Origin of the sequence: Acinetobacter sp. V115_6 (genome assembly GCF_031799025.1) — a bacterium.
GTDB lineage: Bacteria > Pseudomonadota > Gammaproteobacteria > Pseudomonadales > Moraxellaceae > Acinetobacter > Acinetobacter pittii.
Genome location: NZ_JAVQNO010000021.1, coordinates 317,683 through 338,284, shown reverse-complemented (window position 1 = coordinate 338,284; position 20,602 = coordinate 317,683). Strand labels below are relative to the sequence as shown.

Sequence of the window (20,602 nt, the reverse complement as noted above, 5' to 3'; positions counted from 1 at the left end):
GAGTCCTCGGCATGACAACAAACAATTATGACTATGATTACCTCATTATTGGTTCAGGCTTTGGTGGTAGTGTTTCTGCCTGCCGTCTAACCGAAAAGGGCTACTCTGTTGCTGTAATGGAAATGGGGCGACGCTGGGAAGCTAAAGATTTTGCTAAAAATAACTGGAATACCCGTCGCTGGATTTGGCGCCCAGGCATGAAACTTTTCGGTTATTTCAACATGCGTTTTTTTCGCCATGTCACCATTATTTGCGGTAATGCTGTAGGCGGCGGCTCAATCACCTATGCCAATACCTTACTGGTTCCACCTGAACATATTTGGGATGAAGGTACATGGGCAGATGCGGCGGACTGGAAAAATGAAATGCCACAGCACTATGCTGAAGCCGAACGTATGCTTGGGGTGACGGATAATAAAATTTTCGGTCCTGCCGACCACATGCTCAAAAAAATGGGCGATGCAGTTGGTGTTGGGCATACGTTTAAACCGACTCGTGTTGCAACATTTTTTCCACCCGAAGGTGAACAAGGTGGAAAGACCTACCCTGACCCGTACTTTAACGGCGAAGGTCCAGACCGCGGAACCTGTACCGCATGTGGCGGCTGTATGACAGGTTGCAAACACAACGCAAAAAATACATTAGATAAAAACTATTTGTATTTTGCCGAAAAAAATGGTGCCAAGGTTTACGAAGAAACCAAAGTTGTTGATGTTAAACCACTCAATGGCAAAGCCGATGGCAGCGATGGCTATGAAGTTACGACTGAATGTTCGAGTTCATGGTTTAACAAACAACGTCGTACATGGCGTGTTCGTAACGTGATTTTCTCGGCATCTTCTTTGGGAACCCAAGAAATGTTGTTCCGTTTAAAACAATCAGGTTCTCTGCCAAATATCTCTGATGATTTGGGTAATCGCGTTCGTACTAATGCCGAGTCGATTTTAGGCGTTCGCTTTTTTGGTAAAGATATCGACATGAGTAAAGGTGTTGCCATTGGTTCAAGTATTTACCTTGACCATGACACTCACATTGAAGCGACTCGTTACCAAACTGGTTCAGATGCCATGGGCCTCATGTGTACTTACATGGCTAAAGGCAAACCGGGTTGGACGCGTATTTTCTTTTGGTTATGGGCACTCATTTGCCATCCATTTATTTTCCTTCGCATGAGTAACCCTGTCAGTTTTGCGCGTCAGACTTTAATTTTCTTGGTGATGCAAACAGCTGATGCCTCAATTAACATGCGCTTGAAACGTAATTGGTTCTGGCCTTTTGGCAAGGTGTTATCGAGCGAAGGTAAAAAGCTACCTGTGTATATTCCGCAGGCCAATGCATTTACCGAAAAAGTCGCAAAAATGTTTAATGGTCACCCAATGACGACCATTACCGAAATTTTATTTAACGTGCCTTTTACAGCTCACTGTATGGGTGGTTGTGCGATTTCTTCAAGTCCAGAGCGTGGCGTAGTAGATGGACAAAACCGTGTCTTTAACTATAAAAACTTATATGTTGTAGATGGTTCAATGTTAGGTGCCAATTTGGGCGTTAACCCAAGTCTTACCATTACAGCTCTTGCGGAACGTGCAATGTCTTATATTCCCGCTAAACATACTTTGGATGAACATCAGGATCATAGAGTAGAGGCAGAAACCATAGAGATCACCAAAGCTTCTGCTTAAACTAGCAAGTTGTTTTATAAAAAAAGCCTATTTAAAAATAGGCTTTTTTATTTCGCTTTTTAAATTACATCGCTACGGCTTTAGCGCGAGCTGCATGCAATTTTTTATAGCTCTCGATCAGACGTAAATGGCGATCAAGTCCTTCTAATTTCATACTTGTTGGTGTTAAGCCATAGAAACGAACACTACCATCGACAGAACCTAATACCGCATCCATTCGTGTATCACCAAACATACGGCGGAAATTAGTCAGGTAGTCTTCAAGCTCTAGTTCTTCATCTAACATCACTTCAAGCACCACGTTCATGCACTGATAGAACAAGCCACGCTCAACGGTGTTGGTGTTATATTGCAAGTAAGTTTCGACAAGCTCTTTTGCTTCTTCAAACTGTTGTAAAGCAACATAAATCAGCAATTTCAGTTCTAAAATGGTGAGCTGTCCCCACACTGTATTGTCATCAAACTCGATGCCAATAAGCGTAGTGATTTCAGTGTAATCGTCTAGCTCGCATTCTTCTAAACGCTCAACCAATGCTTCAAGCTGTTCATCATCCAAACGATGCAGATTTAGAATATCTTCACGGAATGAAAGCGCCTTATTGGTATTATCCCAAATCAAATCTTCAACAAGATAAATTTCTGAATAATCCGGTACTAAAATACGGCAAGCGGTCGCACCTAAGTGCTCATAAACTGCCATATACACTTCTTTGCCCATCTCTTCGAGAATACCGAACAATGTTGCAGCTTCTTCTGCATTCGACTCTTCGCCTTCGCCAGAGAAATCCCATTCAACAAAGTCATAGTCAGATTTAGAACTGAAGAAGCGCCAAGATACCAAACCGCTTGAGTCAATAAAGTGCTCAACAAAGTTGTTCGGTTCAGTGACTGCATTACTTTGGAAAGTCGGTTGAGGTAAATCATTTAAGCCTTCAAAACTACGACCTTGAAGTAATTCAGTCAAACTACGTTCCAATGCAACTTCAAAACTTGGATGTGCACCGAAAGATGCAAACACCCCACCCGTACGCGGGTTCATTAAAGTCACACACATTACAGGGAACTGGCCGCCTAACGATGCATCTTTAACTAATACAGGGAAACCTTGCTCTTCTAAGCCTTTAATACCAGCAACGATACTTGGGTATTTTGCTAATACGTCTTCAGGAACGTCTGGAAGTGCAATTTCACCTTCTAAAATTTCACGTTTAACAGCACGTTCAAAAATTTCTGACAAGCATTGAACTTGGGCTTCTGCCAAAGTGTTGCCCGCACTCATACCATTACTTAAGTATAAGTTTTCAATTAAATTTGATGGGAAATAGACAACTTCACCGTCCGACTGGCGCACAAAAGGTAACGAGCAAATGCCGCGCTCTACGTTACCTGAGTTGGTGTCATATAAATGCGTGCCAAGTAACTCATCATCTGGGTTGTAAATCTCAAGACAATATTCATCTAAGATTTCTTTGGGTAATTCACCATTTGGACCCGGTTTAAACCATTTTTCATCTGGGTAATGCACAAATTCGGCATTGGCAATTTCTTCACCCCAGAACTGGTCGTTATAGAAGAAGTTACAGTTTAAACGCTCAATAAACTCGCCTAATGCAGACGCTAAAGCACTTTCTTTAGTTGCACCTTTACCATTGGTAAAACACATCGGAGACTGAGCATCACGAATATGTAACGACCATACATTTGGAACAATATTACGCCAAGATGCAATTTCAATCTTCATGCCCAAATTTGCCAAAATAGCTGACATATTGGCAATCGTTTCTTCTAACGGTAGGTCTTTACCTTGAATATAGGTATGACTTTCTGAAGTTAGGCTTGGCAATAACAATGCTTGCGCATCTGCGTCGATGCTTTCAACTTCTTCAATAATAAATTCGGGACCCGTTTGAATGACTTTTTTAACAGTACAACGGTCAATCGAACGTAAAATCCCTTGGCGATCTTTCTCTGAAATATCGGCTGGTAATTCAATTTGAATTTTAAAAGTTTGCTTATAACGGTTTTCAGGATCAACAATATTATTTTGCGATAAACGAATATTATCGGTTGGGATATCTCTAGCTGCACAATACACTTTTACAAAGTACGCTGCGCACAATGCTGACGATGCTAAAAAATAGTCAAATGGGCCCGGTGCCGAACCGTCACCCTTGTAGCGAATTGGTTGATCGGCAATTACCGTAAAGTCATCGAACTTAGCTTCCTGTCGAAGATTGTCGAGATAATTAACCTTGATTTCCATGCTGGCACCTAAATATTTTTATGTGTCAGCACAGACACATAAAATTCTAAATATTGAAAAATAAGCCGAATCACAGCGAAGAAATTGACTTAAAAAAATGAGAGATTAAAGCCATGTGTTTAATGAGCGACTCAAGTGGCTTTAATAAGATTGGCGGTATTATAGAGGGATTTTGTGCAGTTGATAACTAAAGTTAAAACATTGCTGCTCACAATGTTTTAACTTGTCTTGAATTTAGTTAAATATTGAACGTTAAAATTTAAAGGTGTAATCGACATTCAAACGTGTTTCATTTGTCGAGTGAAAGGTCATATTACTTGGCATATCGTTGCGGTAGTGAGAAAAACGGGCTCGCATTCCCAAACCTTTTAACTTACCCTCGGGAATTTTATAACCCAAATCAAATTCCATCGACTCCTCTTTAAAACGTTGGTCGCCATATTGCAATAAATCAATGTCTTCACCTTTTGCGTAACGAGTCATAAAACGCAGTCCGTTTAATGAAACATCACCTACCCGCGCATTTTTAAAGTCATACTCATAACGAATCGAATAGACTTTTTCGTCTTTATTTGAATAATCCGAACTCATAAAATCAAGCACGACTGGACTTTCAGTTCCCGACAAAAATGGTAAACCAGTTGAACCAAACGACTGCATGTAGCCCAAAGAAACCGTATGATTTTGATAGTTCAAACCAAATAAGCCACTAATATGTCGGTTATCGACCTCTCCTATTTTTTTGCTGCCAGTTTCTTCACTATTAAAAAAACGTACATCACTTAAAAAATTAAGTTGATCATTTAAAGGTTGTTTGCCGTTAAAACCTAAAAATTGTTGCTGATAAATGTCTTTGAGTTCAGCATGATAAGCCCGTAGACGATAATCCTTTAACTGATAGCTTCCACCTAATGTATAAAAAGAATCGGTGGTTGCCGCTTTGTCAAAACGATGATTGATATTATCTGTTCCAACATCGGTATAACGGATTGAGTCGCGCTGCCGTACTTCGTCGACATAAAAGCCTTCAAGTTGAAGATTTGGAATTTCATTTGAAACAAAGCGAATACCACGGTAAGTCTGAGGGAACAAACGCGCTGGCGATGAAAAAATGGTCGGTAACTGTGGAACTAAGTCCCCCACAAAAAGCTCATTTTTCCTAAATTTAGCCTTTCCTGTAATGCCGATTTTTCCATAATAATCATCACGCGAGTTATCGGTATTCACTGGTAATAAGCCACTACGCGCATAGTCATCAGCACGGCTTCCCATCAGGTTAAAACCTGCCATTGCCAATACATCAACTCCGAAACCAACTGTCCCTTCGGTATAACCAGACTGTCCTTTAAAAATTAGACCCTGCGCCCAATCTCTGGCTGCTGTATAGGGATATGGATCTTTTTTATAGTCTCGGTCAAAGTAAAAATTACGTAGTGTCAACTCAGCTTTACTGTCTGCAATAAACTCGGCATGTACAACTTGACTAAATAATGGGCACAAACATACCCCCACCCACAATGGTGTCTTTTTCATTTTTTATCTCAACTATTTAATTTTTAATGGATTATGGTGCTGTTTTAAGAGAGTAGTTTTGCTCTTTCTTACTTCGGTAAAAAGCATTACCCAAACTTAAAATCAGGAAAATAGCCAAAATAAACACCACACCGTAATAGGCATACAGCGTTGCGGGTGCTACACCTTTATCTAAAAAAATGCCTGCAACCGTTGGCGATAAAATTGCCCCAATTCGTCCAAAACCAATCGCATAGCCCACGCCGCGACTACGGATTTCAGCATCATAAATTGTTGGAGAAATCGAATATAAACCTGCCACACAGCCATTAATGAGTGTGCCAAGTAATAACCCCACCATGAGTGCAATGCTCACTTGAGATGAGACAGCGACAAATAGGAAAACACATGCCGAGGTTAGTCCTAAAAACAGGCTTAAGGCATAAAAGATTTTTATACGTGATGCCAATAAACCAATAATGGCTGCCCCGAAAATCCCGCCAATACTAATTAAAATACCGGTACTTACGCCTTGCTGTGGCGACATACCCATTGAAATAAGAATTTTTGGTGTCCAGCTCATCACGAAGTAAAAGCCAAACATCACTAAAAAGAAGGCAAACCACAAACAAAGTGTTTGAAATCCAAGTTGTCCAGCAAATAATTTGCCCAGTTCACTACCATTTTGCATGCTGATTTTTTCATAACGAGGCATAACTGATAGTTCGTTAAGGCCTATACGATTTACAGTTGCATTAATTCGTTCTAGTGCCTGTTTTGGTCGTTTCGCGAGTAAGTAATCTAAAGATTCTGGTAATAACCATGCGCTGATTAGCAGCATTGCAATGGTAGTAATGCCACCTGCTAAAAAGATTGAGCGCCAACCTAAATGCTCAATCAATGCCAGTGATAGTACTCCGCCAAGTGTCGCACCAATTCCATAACCAGTAGACATTAAACTCACTGCAAGACTGCGCCAGCGAGCATTGGCATATTCACTTGCCAGTACATTACTACTCGCAAGAATGCCGCCCACCCCAATTCCGGTAATAAATCGAAGTGCTGCCAACATGCCATGGCTTTGTACAAAAGCACAGCCCAACATGCTCAGACCTGCAATGACAAGACAAACTAAGATGAGTAAACGGCGACCGATTTTATCGGCTAAAGGTGCAAGAAAAATGGAACCGGCAGCCATCCCAAAAAGGCCTGCACTTAACAACAAACCAATTTGTGCGCCTGAAAGTGACCATTCTGCTGACACAGATGGAGCGGTAAATGCCATTACCATCACGTCAAAGCCATCAATAATATTGAGACAAATACAGATCAAAATGACGAACCATTGGTAACGGCTCATGTTGTTTTGATTGATCTCACTTAGAACGTCTCTTTCCATTTGTGTATCTCCCTTGGATAAGACATACACACGACATTGCTGATATGAGCGATTGGGTGGTTATGCATATCCGTATCCATAATGACCTAGAGGAATATTTATTTTTTGAGCATCCTGCTCTTTTTCTATACTGAATATTTGGATCCAAAAAATCAACTAAAATTATAAATGGATTATTAAAAAGTATATAAACACATAAATTATATAAGTATAAAATTATTAAAAACATAAAATTAGAATGCTTAAATATTTTTATGGATCCATATTAAAAAATCTATTATGATCGATTCCAGAGCATTTTTTAGCCAAAAAAAAAGCTCAGTTCATTTTTATGGAATGCAAGATGCATTTTTAAAACATCAAAGGATTGTTGTTATGAAACTCAAAAGAGTAAGTCAGCTTACATTGGGACTTTTTTTTGCCAGCCAATTGTTTTACACAACGCAAGCAGCACCTCCAAAAAATCAACAACCACCTAATATCATGATTATTTTGGCCGATGATCTTGGATTTTCAGATATTGGTGCTTATGGTGGCGAAATTAAAACCCCTCATATTGATAGCCTGTTAAAGCAAGGAAAAATGCTTTTTAATTTTCATGCTTCATCAATGTGCTCACCTACTCGTGCACAGCTTATGACGGGTGCAGATAACCACTTGGTAGGTTTAGGTGCGATGTATGAAACTTCAAAACGACAAGAACAATTGGTTGGAGCCGATAGCCCACGCGCACTCATCAAAATTGATGGATATTCAGGTCACTTAACGCAAAATGCTTACACACTCGCAGAAATTTTAAAGACTAAAGATTATTATACCTTCATGGTCGGTAAATGGCACTTAGGCTATGCTCCCGACCAAAACCCTAAAGCCCGTGGTTTTGATCAATCTTTTGCTCTACTCGACGGCTTCGATTTACATTTTAAAGACCAGCCTAAAAACTATCCGCGCAATACTCAATACACAGAAAATGGTCAAAAGGTCACATTGCCAGACAACTACTACTCAACCGACTTTTTTACACAAAAAGCGTTTGAGTACTTAGACAAAAATAAAGCGCAAAAACCATTTTTTGCCTACCTAGCCTATACCGCTCCACACTGGCCACTACAAGCACCCGCTCATTATAGAGACTTATATAAAGGTAAATACGATCAAGGCTATGATGCGATTCGCAAACAACGCTTTCTTAGACAAAAGCAATTAGGATTAATTCCAGCAAACGCAGAATACCCAGTCGAGCTTGGCAACCAAGCTTTAGGCACCAAAAGCTGGAATGAACTTAACCCCCAAGAGCGCAAATACGAAGCACGTAAAATGGAAGTTTATGCGGGCATGGTTACCCAGTTAGACGACCGCGTGGGTGATGTCATTCAATATCTTAAAAAGCATCATTTATATGACAACACTTTAATTGTGTTTATGTCAGATAACGGCGCTGAAGGTGGTGATCACAATTTCCCAATGGGTGATGCCGACAATCGCTATGAAAATATAGGCAACGCCAGTTCATATGTTTATATGGGTCCACGCTGGGCCGAAGTGAGCAGCACACCATTTACCCACTGGAAGTCAGCTGCTTCAGAAGGCGGAGTACGAGTTCCATTTATTGTTAAATCGCCTGTGCAGATTTCCAAACAACGTGGAATTAACAATAACTTTGCGACAGTCAGAGATATCTTCCCCACTGTGATGGAGCTAGCGGGGATTCAAAATAATCAGGTTTATCCAACTTCAAGCACCAAAATTAAACCGTCGGGCTTTAGCCTAATTCCTGCGTTTAAAGATAATACTGCCCGTATTCGTCCTGTTAATTATTATGACTTTAAAGAACTACATGGCAGCCGCTACGCTAAAACTGACGAATGGAAACTTGTTGAAAACTCACCTTCTAAATTTAAGAGCCATGGCTGGGAACTCTACAATTTAAAAACAGATTTTAATGAGCAACATAATGTTTATGCAGCCCATCCTGAGATCGTCAAAGTCTTAAATGATAAATATTTAAGATATGCCGATGAAAATGGTGTTGTGGATTTTGAGCAATACAACAAAAAGTAGAGAAAACCAGATGAAACAGATCATGATGCTTTCATCGTTCCTCTTACTTTGTGCATGCCAAAAAACCACGCCTCAACTAGAACAAAATCCTTTGCCCGACCTAGGCACTAAAGATAAATGTTCTTCCTATTCAGGCCTTCCTTCGGGATGGCCTAACAATAAAGAAGCAGGCATGGTCAAGCTTTCGCAAGGAAAAATTATTTTAGGCACCACACAAGGTTATGAAGATGAACGCCCATTAAATTTACAGGCAACTTCCGTTTCCGCTTTTTTAATTGATGCAACTGAAGTCACCAATGCTCAATTTCAAGAGTTTGTTAAACAAACGGGTTATGTCACCGATGCAGAGAAGCAAGGCGGTGCGGCCATGTTTGTACAACCAGATCATCCAGTTGAAGAATTACAGTGGTGGAAATTTGAAAAAGGTGCCAATTGGAAACACCCATGGGGCCCAAACAACCCTAAACAACCAGCACCTCATGAACCTGTTCGTATGGTGACATGGAATGATGCTTACGCTTATGCAAACTGGCTAGGTCATGACTTACCGACTGAGCTTGAGTGGGAATATGCAGCCAAAGGTTTTCAGCAAAATTCCGATATTGGTCCTACCCACAAAGGTCATATTGTAGCCAATTTCTGGCAAGGTGAATTTCCTTATAAAAACATTCAGGAAGATGGTTTTAAGGATGTTGCCCCTGTGGGTTGTTTTAGTAAAAACCCATTTGGTTTATATGACTTGATTGGCAATGTATGGGAATGGACGCAAACACCCTATACAGGTCCAAGAGATCATCATATGGGAGATCCATCGAAATATCGGCAAAGTCACGAACAGATTTTGCAATACACGATTAAAGGTGGGTCTTATTTATGCGCAACCAACTATTGCGCGCGTTATCGTGCTGCCGCGAGGCATCCACAGGAACTCGACCTTGCCACAAGCCATGTCGGATTTAGAACAGTAAAACGCTTTTAAACGGATTTAAAAATGAAGCATATTTTTATTTATGGGATTTTCTTCTCAGGGACAACCCTTGCCTGTTGTTTAGCTCATAGTGAAGTAGATGTTAATTTTCAAAATACACTCACACTAAAAACATTCAACTTCGACAGACAATATGAAAATGGTACTAGTCCCGATACTCATAGCTTGAGCCAAGGTCTGATTTATCGTGGTGACTGGTCAACCAAGCTTAATGATATTCAGCTACACCTCAATCCAAGCATCCAATATGCATATCGCCTAAGTAGCGACCAACACACCAATGATATGGTCATACCCTTTGACCCTAACACCAAGAAACAAGCGCAAGACCAAGTTAAATATGGATTAGGTGCTGGAGTTGAATATCAAAACTTTCGCATGAATGTAGGTGAAATCACTCCCGATTCACCACTTACGCCACAAGTCGATACACATCAATTACGGGTGAACTATAAAGGCTTGCAATTAAAATATAAGGCGCCGCAACAAAATTTCGAGCTGGGTTTCATTAACCGTTATTCACCAAAAAATGAGAAGGACTACCACAAACTCGCCATATCAAAACATGAATCTAACGGACTCTATTTCTTTCAATGGGACGGCAATACACCTCGGTACCACTGGAAATTTTATAATGGTTACTTAACAGATCTCATCAATCAAAGTTACTTTGCTTTTGATTATCAATGGACAAAGCAGCACACCACAAAATTACGTGTGTTTCGCCACGATGATGTCGGCAAATCAAAGCTTGGTGAATATGACAATACATCTGTAGGGGCCATGCATTTCATTAAACATGGAAACTTTACAACTGGAATTGGCTATCAAGAAAACTTTAGCAAAGATGGTATTCCAAAACTCGACAATATGCCCATCCCGCACATGGTGAACTGGACCTTAGGCGCGTTTACCAAAGCAGATGAAAAATCTTATCATTTCGTTGCCTCGTATGACTTTAAAGACTATATCAAGGGTCTAAAAGTGACCTATAAATATATTTATGGCGATTCATTTCAAACCATGAATCAAAATGATTTTGAGCAAGAAAGTGATGTATTAATTCAGTACGATCTCAATGCTTGGGTTAAAAATCTTAAGTTTCTTTTCTTAAATATTAACTACGATACCAAACACGGCAAAAGTCTGGATGAACAGCGCATGATGCTTCACCACACTGTTAATTTCTAAATCTCTACACTCCCATAATGGCTTAACCATAGCCATTATGGATCCAAATTAAGATGAATAAAAAATTTCACTCTAAAATTCAAAGTAAATATAAAAGTCTTTAATAGCAATTAAAAATACACAAAACAACCAAATCAAAAGATCAATATTTTTTAAAAAATATACTGCTTATCAATTGACCAATATTTTTATTTATTATAAATTGGATCCAATAAGTGATAAGGAGTCGTCACAAATGTTTATTAAAAATGCTTGGTATGTTGCCTGCCGCCCAGAAGAAATCCAAGACAAACCATTAGGTCGCACTATTTGTGGTGAAAAAATTGTTTTTTATCGCGGTAAAGAAAACCACGTTGCAGCCGTTGAAGATTTTTGTCCGCATCGTGGTGCCCCTCTTTCACTTGGCTATGTCGAAGATGGCAACCTCGTGTGTGGTTATCATGGACTAGTGATGGGGTGTGACGGAAAGACCGTTTCAATGCCAGCTCAACGTGTAAATGGTTTCCCTTGCAATAAATCATATGCAGTTGTCGAAAAATTCGGTTTTATTTGGATATGGCCAGGCGAGAAAGCTTTAGCAGATGAAGCAAAACTGCCAACTTTAGAATGGGCAGATCATCCTGAATGGAGCTATGGCGGAGGCCTGTTTCACATTCAGTGCGACTATCGCCTAATGGTCGACAACCTGATGGATTTAACCCACGAGACCTATGTTCACTCAAGCAGTATTGGGCAAAAAGAGATTGATGAATCATTGCCTGTGACTAAAGTTGACGGTCACCATGTGATTACCGAACGCTATATGGAAAATGTGATCGCACCTCCATTTTGGCAAATGGCCCTTCGCGGCAACCACTTAGCAGATGATGTACCAGTTGATCGTTGGCAACGTTGTCACTTCTTTGCTCCAAGTAATGTTCATATTGAAGTGGGTGTCGCACATGCTGGACATGGTGGTTACCACGCACCGAAAGACAAAAAAGTTTCCTCAATTGTGGTCGATTTTATTACACCGGAAACTGAAACCTCTCACTGGTATTTCTGGGGAATGGCGCGTAATTTCCAGCCAGATAATGCTGAACTCACCGATCAAATTCGTGAAGGACAAGGCAAAATCTTTACTGAAGATTTAGAAATGCTGGAGCAACAGCAGCAAAACATTTTAAACAACCCACATCGCAAGTTACTGATGCTTAATATCGACGCAGGCGGTGTCCAGTCTCGTAAGGTGATTGAGCGACTGCTTGCCGAAGAAAATAAAACGCCTCCTGAAACATCCGCACAGAAGTTTCCAAACATTCGGATTATTTAAAGGAGTATGAACATGGACGTTATTATTCAAAAAATTCACCAGCTTACCCCGACCATTCGTGCATTTGAATTGGTTGCAGCAAATGGTACGGAGCTACCTAATTTTGAGGCAGGTGCACATATTGATGTGCATCTTAAAAATGGTCTCACCCGTCAATATTCACTTTCAAACTGCTGCACTGAAAAGCATCGGTATGTCATTGGTGTTTTACATGATGCCAATTCACGCGGTGGTTCACGTTGCATCCACACTGAATATCGTGAAGGTGACCATTTAAAAATTGGTGAACCGCGTAATTTATTTGAGATTCACCCACAAACCAAACAGGCAGTTTTATTTGCGGGGGGTATTGGTATTACCCCTATTTTGTCGATGGCATATCGGCTTAAGTCGGCCAATATTCCTTTCGAATTGCACTACTTTGTTCGTAGCCATGAAATGATTGCTTTCTATGGCAACTTAACCGAGCACTTTGGTGCCCAAGTTCATTTTCATATTCAAGACCAACCAGACACTGAATGTAATATGGCAGAAGTTTTGGGCCAAGCTTCATCTGATAAACACTTATATGTGTGTGGACCTACAGGGTTTATGCAGTTTGTAATGAGCTCGGCCGAACAAGCTGGCTGGCACAACAAGCAATTACATCAAGAACATTTTGTCGCGCAAAAAGTAGATACGTCCAACGATGAAGCTTTTACCATTGAAGTTAAAGGTACGGGCCGCCGAATTGAAGTATTACCAGAGCAAACTGCTACTGAAGCATTAATTGCAAATGGTTTTGATATTCCTGTTTCGTGTGAACAAGGCATTTGTGGTACCTGTATTACTCGTGTTGTAGAAGGCACACCAGATCATCGAGATATGTTTATGACCGATGAGGAACATGCTTTGAACGACCAATTTACGCCCTGCTGTTCTCGTGCAAAAACTAAAAATCTTGTGATTGAGCTTTAATACTCAAGTTCCTTTATTCGAAAATAAAGGAACTTCTTTCACATTAAGCGCTGAGAACATTTCTTAGCGTTTCACCCAAAATCACCACACTACTGTGCTCACGCATTAAAGTTTCAGCACGCCCTGCCTGACGATGTACCAATGCATCGAAAATCGAACAATGCTGTAAATGCGCATAGTGCAAACGACGATATTCAGACAAAGCTTGATTCTGGTCATAGGTAATGGCTTGAGCAGACGCCATCGGCAATTGATTGTTTTTCGCTAAGGCTTGGATGAGTGCGACGTTTTGCGCGCCTTCAATAATCGTGTCATGAAAAATGACGTTGAAATGGTGATAACGTTCCAGTTCAGCATCACCAAACTCGTCTGTTTCATTAAATAGTTTTTCAGTTTCTTGAATGCAATGTTGCAGCGTCTTTTTCTGCTCTTCGCTTAAGCCTTGTTCTGCCAAAGTTTTCGCAGCCAACCCTTCCAACACACCGCGTACTTCGAGCGCATCATGAACAAGTTGCTCTGAAATTTCACGAACCGTGTAACCACGAGTTGGGTTTTTAATGAGGAGGCCTTCTTGCTCGAGCAAGCGAAAGGCAATACGAACAGGCTGCCTTGAAACACCAAGTAACTCGGCAGTCGGAATTTCGGCAATTCTGGCACCGCCTTCAAGTTCCCCTGAAATAATCATTTTTCTTAGTTTAAGTAAAACTTGTTGTCCTGAAGACATTCGCTGCCACACATCACCAAAAACGTCACTTCGATGCTAGCAAGTTCATTTGCAAAATGAAATAAATTTTCTGTGTGAATCAGTGCTTAAGCATTTCTGTAGATTTTAATAAATTAATTTAAAAACCACATTCAATTAAAGGTTTTTAAGATTATTGACCATAATATCGAGATTATTGCGGATTAAATAAGCCAGGTTAATATCAATGCCTTCAAGCATTTTTTCTTCAACTTTTAAAACCACTTCATTGCATTTATTTAACTTTTCAACACCGCTTTCGGTCAGGGTAATTAAAATACGGCGGCCATGTGTTGGGTCAGGTTTTTTCTCAATCCAACCATTCACCAATAAATCTTGCAAAATTTTGTTGGCTGATTGCGGCTTAATGAAAGAGCGCTCAGCAAGCTTGGCATTGGATACATTACTTTTTGAAGCTAAAACAGAAAGCGCAGTAAATTGCGGCAAGGTAATCTCAAGCTCTTTTAAATGTTCTGTTAAATGTTTACTAATAATTCGGTCAACACGAGCAATCATGTAACTTAACTTAGGCTCATCTTCTACTTTTTTTTGAACTGAATTCGAACGTACCATAACCTTTCAATCATCATAAGAAAATCTGTAGTGAAAGTATGAGGCACTAACCCCATACTTTCGTTAAAACTTAGCGAGCACCTGAGCTTTGTACTAAATGTACAGGCTGTTTAGGTTTTTTGACAAGAAGTAATGCAGAGATCGCTGCAATTAAAATCACAGGAATACTTGAACCAATCACGATGGTCGAGCTTTGTCCAAGCGAGAGTAAAAAACCAGCCATTAAAGGCCCTGCAAAAGAACCAATACGCCCGATTGCAACTGCTGCACCTACTCCAGTTCCACGCATTTCGGTTGGATAATACATGGCTGCCAGGCCATACAACGCCGATTGCCCACCCACAATGAATAAGCCACAACCCACTGCCGATAGTGCAAGTAAAGCAACGGTTGGGGATATTGCTAAACAACAAAGCGAAAATAAAATGCCGAGATAAATCAGCTTAATCACAAAGCTCATGCGTAATTTATCAAGCAATACGCCCATCAGAACCGAACCTAAAATTCCACCAACGTTATAGCCCATCTGTACATAGTTTGCCTGTAGTTTTGATAGGCCTTGCGCGCCCATCAGTAACGGCAACCAGTTCAATAAGAAGTACAACACGACTAATGTGCAGAAAAAACTGACCCAAAGCTGAATGGTTGACATACGACGCTCTTTCGCAAATAAAACCTCCAAGAATGGTGTCGTTTTTTGCGCTTGAACTTTACGTTGCAGGTAATCATTTGACTCAGGTAAAAAGCGCATAATCAGTGGAATGAGTAAAATAGGTGCAATCCCACCAATATAGAAAATATGACGCCACTCTGCATCGCCTGCCAACGACATAGCAACCACCGAAGTGAGTAATCCGCCAAAAGGAATGCCACTATACATAATGCTCACTGCGGTGCCTTTGTGCTGGTCAGGTACAGCTTCAGAGGCAAGTGTAATCATCATCGGAAGTGCTCCACCCATTCCTAAACCTGTACAAAAACGAATGAGTAATAGCAAACTAAAGTTAGCAGCATAAGCCGTTAGCAAAGACATAATTCCAAAAAGTAAAATACTAAAAATCAGAATTTTCTTACGCCCGACAATATCAGCAAACCGACCGCCTAATATTGCACCTGGTAACGTCCCTAAAATTGCAGCACTAAATGCCCATGCCATCTGTGCATTGTCCAACATAAACTCAGCCCGCATTCGTGGAGCGGCTACCCCCATTGATTGAAGATCAAAGCCTTCAAAAATTGCTATTGCAAAGCATAATAGCAACGTGATTTTTGCCCTTGCAGACTGTCCTAATATCTTTTCCATTGTGTTATCCCTTATTGACTAGTCGTTCCATTTAGCCCTTTGTGTATTATTGTTTAAACACACCAAAAATATCAGTTAAACTTACTAAAAAATCAACATATTTTTATATTAAATAATCAATAAAATTAATTAATATTTAAAATACAATTGATTATAAAATATTTATGAAATTTTATAAAAAACACTTGAATGTAAGTTTAACTGATATTAAATTAAATCCCAGAACAGCTAAAAATCATTCAAGGAGTATGAAGATGAGTTATGAAAACCGCTGGGAAACAGTAGATGTTAAAGTTGAAGAAGGAATTGCATGGGTAACACTAAACCGCCCAGAAAAGAAAAATGCCATGAGCCCAACACTCAATCGTGAAATGATTGATGTGCTCGAAACTCTTGAGCTTGATCAAGATGCGCGTGTTTTAGTTTTGACGGGTGCTGGTGACTCTTGGACAGCGGGTATGGATTTGAAGGAATATTTCCGTGAAGTCGACACTCAGCCTGAAATTTTCCAAGAACGTATTCGCCGTGACTCTTGTCGCTGGCAGTGGCAACTTCTTCGCATGTATTCAAAACCAACGATTGCTATGGTCAACGGCTGGTGCTTTGGAGGCGGTTTCTCACCTTTAGTGGCGTGTGACCTAGCAATTGCAGCAGATGAAGCAACTTTCGGTTTATCTGAAATTAACTGGGGAATCCCACCGGGTAACCTTGTAAGCAAAGCAATGGCAGATACCGTAGGTCACCGTGCATCTTTGTACTACATCATGACGGGTAAAACCTTTAGCGGTAAAGAAGCTGAAACCATGGGCCTTGTGAACAAAAGCGTACCGCTTGCCCAATTAAAAGCAGAAGTGACTGAACTTGCAAATTGCTTACTTGAGAAAAACCCTGTGGTTCTTCGTACCGCTAAAAATGGATTTAAGCGTTGCCGCGAACTGACATGGGACCAAAACGAAGACTACTTATATGCCAAACTTGATCAATGTATCCACCGCGATACAGAAAATGGCCGCCAAGAAGGTTTGAAACAATTCTTAGATGAAAAATCAATTAAACCGGGTTTACAGAGTTATAAACGTACTGGTTAACTTTTGATACTTTAATGGCAATGTAAGGACGCAACCCATGCAAAATGTACAGTTACTTATTCACGGTCGATCTGTTGATGCATCAAATCAGGCAACTTTTGAGCGTATTAGCCCAATTGATGGATCAGTAGCCAGTAAAGCTGCTGCCGCAACACTGGAAGATGTTGACCGTGCCATCGATTCGGCGCAACAAGCTTTTAAAGTATGGTCGAAACTCTCGCCTACCGAACGTCGCTTACGCTTATTAAAAGCAGCTGATTTAATGGACCAAAAAACCGAGCAATTCATTGAAACTGGAATGCAAGAAACAGGTTCAACTGCAACATGGTATGAGTTTAACGTTCACCTTGCTGCAAACATGTTACGTGAAGCCGCAGCCATGACCACACAAATTGACGGAAGCCTGATTCCGTCAGATGTGCCGGGTAATCTAGCAATGGGTGTACGGGTTCCTTGCGGTGTCATTGTTGGCATTGCACCTTGGAACGCCCCTGTGATTTTGGCAACACGTGCGCTTGCTATGCCTTTGGCTTGTGGTAACACGGTTGTGTTAAAAGCATCGGAAGCCTGCCCAGCAACACATCGTCTCATTGGTGAAGTGTTACATGAAGCGGGTCTGGGTGAAGGTGTGGTCAATGTGATTACGCATGCCGCCGAAGATGCACCACAAATCGTGGAGCGTTTAGTGTCTCACCCAGCCGTGAAACGCATTAATTTTACCGGTTCAACCAAAGTCGGAAAAATTATTGCCGAGTCTGCGGCTAAATATTTAAAACCTGTTTTACTTGAATTGGGTGGTAAGGCCCCTGTCGTGGTTTTAAATGAAGCTGACATTAATGAAGCCGTAAATGCAGTTGCTTTTGGAGCGTTCTTTAATCAGGGGCAAATCTGTATGTCGACCGAACGTGTTTTGGTTCAAGACAATATTGCCGACCAATTTATTGAAAAACTGATTGAAAAAACCCGCTCTATTCAGGCAGGTAATCCAACCTCAAAAGACAATGTACTCGGTGTTTTAGAAAGTCGCCGTGCTGCAAGCCGTATTCAGCATTTGCTAGAAGATGCCCAGAACAAAGGTGCTGACTTACCTTTAGGCATCCATATTGAAGACACCACCATGCAACCGACACTGGTGCTCAATATTAAACCTGACATGCTGCTTTACCATGAAGAATCATTTGGACCTGTATGCACAGTTCAACGTTTTTCAAGCATTGAAGAAGGCGTAGCACTGGCAAATGACAGCGAGTTCGGCCTTTCTTCAGCAGTGTTTAGCCAAAATATTTCGCAAGCACTGGAAGTCGCTAAACAGATTGATTCAGGTATTTGTCATATTAACGGCGCAACCGTACATGACGAAGCTCAAATGCCATTTGGCGGAACAAAATCGAGTGGTTACGGACGTTTTGGTAGTAAAGTCTCTGTTGCCGAATTTACCGAACTACGCTGGATTACCATTCAAACCCAATCACGTCATTACCCGATTTAGTCAGGCTAATGCGAATACCGACATATTAAATAAAAATTGCATGATGCAAAAAAATAAAGCGCAGTGATGCGCTTTCCATGGAGTGAAAGAAATGCAAATGAATGCCACTCAATCACAAGACCGCGAACGGTTCGTAAAATTAGGGCAACATGATATTCATTATCACCATAAAGATGACACGCTCTATATCAGCCCCAAAGAGCAATTAAAACCGTACCCACAAAAACTGACAGATCGGTTAATTCATTTTGCACAAACCAAACCAGACCATATTTTTGCAGCAAAACGCAATGCTCAAGGCGAATGGGTCAAACTGAGTTATGCAGAAGTTCTACAACGCGCATGGCACATTGCTCAAGCTTTGCATGATCGTAATTTAAGCCAAGAAAGACCTCTGGTCATTTTAAGTGGTAATGATCTCGAACATTTAACACTCTCTATGGCTGCTATGTTGGCAGGTGTGCCTTTCTCGGCTATTTCCCCTGCCTATTCTCTTATTTCTCAAGACTTTGGCAAACTTAAACATGTGTTTGAAGTGCTTACACCTGGTATGGTCTATGCCAGCGATGGACAAGCCTTTGCTAAAGCCATTCAAGCGTGTATTACACCTAATATTGAAGTAGTAACGAATAAAGGGATTGTAGGCGATCAGGTCTGTACGTCTTTTCAGTCGCTATTAGATACGCCTGTTTCAAATGTTCAAGAATTTTATCAAACCCTTGATGAAAACCAAATTGCCAAGTTCTTATTTACGTCAGGTTCAACCAAACTCCCTAAAGCTGTGCCGACCACGCATTTAATGTTGTGTGTTAATCAGCAAATGTTATTACAAACTTTCCCTGAGTTTGAAGAAACGCCGCCTGTCCTACTCGACTGGCTGTCTTGGCACCACACATTTGGCGGCAGTCACAATGTCGGCATCGCACTCTATAACGGCGGTACGATTTACATTGATGATGGCAAACCCGTTGCAGGAAAATTTGAAGAAACTATTCGTAATCTCAAAGAAATTTCTCCAACTGTTTATTTAAATGTGCCAAAAGGTTGGGAAGAACTCACCGAAGCCTTAGAAAAAGATCAAGAATTAAGAGACCGCTTTTTTGCCAAAGTTAAAATTTTATTCTTTGCAGGTGCAGCGCTTTCAGAAGCTGGCTGGAACAGACTCGATAAAATTGCTCAGCAACATTGCGGAGAAAAAATTCGCATTATGAGCGGATTGGGCATGACTGAAACAGCACCCTCTTGTGCTTTTACCACTGGTCCACGCGTGATGGCTGGCTTTATTGGATACCCTGCTCCGGGATGCGAAATTAAGCTAGTGCCATGTGGTGACAAACTTGAGTTTTGTGTTCGTGGCAAACATGTCATGAAAGGTTATTGGCGTTTAAAGGCAGACCAACAAAGCACTGTATTTGACGATGAAGGCTTTTTCCATACTGGAGATGCTGTTCGTTTAGTCGATGTGAATGATCCAACTAAAGGTCTGATGTACGACGGACGAATTGCCGAAGACTTTAAACTCAATACGGGTACTTTTGTGAATGTGGGCACACTACGCAACAAAGTACTGATTCAAGGTAATTTACTGATTCAAGATGTTTGTATTACTGGTTCAAACCTGAATGCTGTGGGTTTTCTGATTTTTCCAAAATTAGAAGCTTGTGCTCAACATGCAGGTCTTAACCTTGGTGATCATTCTGCAACAGAGATATTACAGCATCCTAAAGTCCAGCAATGGTTCCGCCAATTTTTAACGACCTTTAATAAAGATGCGACTGGCAGTTCAAATACAGTCTCAATGCTTTATTTAATGATCGAACCACCTCAACTCGATGCAGGTGAAGTGACCGATAAAGGCAACCTCAATCAAAGCAGTATTACCAAGCGTCGTGCAGCTTTAATTGATGAACTTTATCAAAAGCAGACTGATAACCCGCTGATTATTCGGGTGCCCACCTTAAAACAATAAGCAATTGAAATAAAAAAGGAAGCTCAAACTTCGGTTTGGGCCTTAGCCTCACTTTTGCCTAAAAAAAGGTTCA

At 40.7% G+C, this 20,602-nt stretch carries 15 protein-coding genes; 9 read left to right on the top strand and 6 right to left on the bottom strand.

Features of this window, described 5'->3' with window-relative positions:
- Positions 1-11 precede the first annotated feature (11 nt).
- Positions 12-1,682, top strand: coding sequence for a GMC family oxidoreductase (locus RMA94_RS09945; RefSeq protein ID WP_167563910.1), 1,671 nt, complete (start codon positions 12-14; stop codon positions 1,680-1,682).
- 64 nt (positions 1,683-1,746) lie between these two features.
- Here RMA94_RS09945 and RMA94_RS09940 read toward each other — a convergent pair whose 3' ends face one another.
- From RMA94_RS09940 to RMA94_RS09930, 3 genes are all read right to left on the bottom strand, one after another.
- A complete protein-coding gene (locus RMA94_RS09940; RefSeq protein ID WP_062849011.1) occupies positions 1,747-3,945 on the bottom strand; it encodes an OsmC domain/YcaO domain-containing protein in 2,199 nt (732 codons plus the stop codon).
- A gap of 252 nt (positions 3,946-4,197) precedes the next feature.
- Positions 4,198-5,478: an OprD family outer membrane porin gene (locus RMA94_RS09935; protein ID WP_311082738.1), complete on the bottom strand. Its 1,281-nt coding sequence runs from the start codon at positions 5,476-5,478 to the stop codon at positions 4,198-4,200.
- A gap of 31 nt (positions 5,479-5,509) precedes the next feature.
- Positions 5,510-6,856, bottom strand: a complete 1,347-nt coding sequence (locus RMA94_RS09930) for an MFS transporter (RefSeq protein ID WP_311082736.1) — start codon at positions 6,854-6,856, stop codon at positions 5,510-5,512.
- Positions 6,857-7,231: 375 nt separating this feature from the next.
- Here RMA94_RS09930 and RMA94_RS09925 point away from each other — a divergent pair, with 375 nt between their 5' ends.
- From RMA94_RS09925 to RMA94_RS09905, 5 genes are all read left to right on the top strand, one after another.
- On the top strand, positions 7,232-8,917 hold the full coding sequence (locus RMA94_RS09925; protein ID WP_311082734.1) for an arylsulfatase: 1,686 nt from the start codon (positions 7,232-7,234) through the stop codon (positions 8,915-8,917).
- 25 nt (positions 8,918-8,942) lie between these two features.
- Complete coding sequence (locus RMA94_RS09920) at positions 8,943-9,896, top strand: formylglycine-generating enzyme family protein (protein WP_311084024.1); 954 nt, start codon at positions 8,943-8,945, stop codon at positions 9,894-9,896.
- Positions 9,897-9,908: 12 nt separating this feature from the next.
- A complete protein-coding gene (locus tag RMA94_RS09915) occupies positions 9,909-11,096 on the top strand; it encodes an OprD family outer membrane porin (protein ID WP_311082732.1) in 1,188 nt (395 codons plus the stop codon).
- Positions 11,097-11,331: 235 nt separating this feature from the next.
- Positions 11,332-12,408, top strand: a complete 1,077-nt coding sequence (locus tag RMA94_RS09910; protein ID WP_311082730.1) for an aromatic ring-hydroxylating dioxygenase subunit alpha — start codon at positions 11,332-11,334, stop codon at positions 12,406-12,408.
- A 12-nt stretch (positions 12,409-12,420) separates the two neighbouring features.
- A complete protein-coding gene (locus tag RMA94_RS09905) occupies positions 12,421-13,365 on the top strand; it encodes a PDR/VanB family oxidoreductase (protein WP_262448739.1) in 945 nt (314 codons plus the stop codon).
- A 43-nt stretch (positions 13,366-13,408) separates the two neighbouring features.
- On the opposite strand, the gene RMA94_RS09900 is transcribed toward RMA94_RS09905, so the two are convergent.
- The 3 genes from RMA94_RS09900 to mhpT form a co-directional block, all read right to left on the bottom strand.
- Positions 13,409-14,101 (bottom strand): GntR family transcriptional regulator, encoded by a 693-nt coding sequence (locus RMA94_RS09900; protein ID WP_005802836.1) that lies wholly within the window; start codon positions 14,099-14,101, stop codon positions 13,409-13,411.
- Between the two features lie 123 nt (positions 14,102-14,224).
- On the bottom strand, positions 14,225-14,680 hold the full coding sequence (locus RMA94_RS09895; protein WP_005070428.1) for a MarR family winged helix-turn-helix transcriptional regulator: 456 nt from the start codon (positions 14,678-14,680) through the stop codon (positions 14,225-14,227).
- 70 nt (positions 14,681-14,750) lie between these two features.
- Positions 14,751-15,983 carry a 3-(3-hydroxy-phenyl)propionate transporter MhpT gene (mhpT, locus tag RMA94_RS09890; RefSeq protein ID WP_262448740.1) on the bottom strand — a complete coding sequence of 411 codons (1,233 nt, stop codon included), beginning with the start codon at positions 15,981-15,983 and terminating at the stop codon, positions 14,751-14,753.
- Between the two features lie 248 nt (positions 15,984-16,231).
- On the opposite strand from mhpT, the gene RMA94_RS09885 reads away from it, so the two are divergent.
- The 3 genes from RMA94_RS09885 (at position 16,232) to RMA94_RS09875 (ending at position 20,529) form a co-directional block, all read left to right on the top strand.
- A complete protein-coding gene (locus RMA94_RS09885) occupies positions 16,232-17,071 on the top strand; it encodes a p-hydroxycinnamoyl CoA hydratase/lyase (protein WP_170825830.1) in 840 nt (279 codons plus the stop codon).
- Between the two features lie 37 nt (positions 17,072-17,108).
- Positions 17,109-18,560: an aldehyde dehydrogenase gene (locus tag RMA94_RS09880; RefSeq protein WP_311082729.1), complete on the top strand. Its 1,452-nt coding sequence runs from the start codon at positions 17,109-17,111 to the stop codon at positions 18,558-18,560.
- A gap of 82 nt (positions 18,561-18,642) precedes the next feature.
- Positions 18,643-20,529 (top strand): feruloyl-CoA synthase, encoded by a 1,887-nt coding sequence (locus tag RMA94_RS09875; protein WP_262448742.1) that lies wholly within the window; start codon positions 18,643-18,645, stop codon positions 20,527-20,529.
- Positions 20,530-20,602 lie beyond the last annotated feature (73 nt).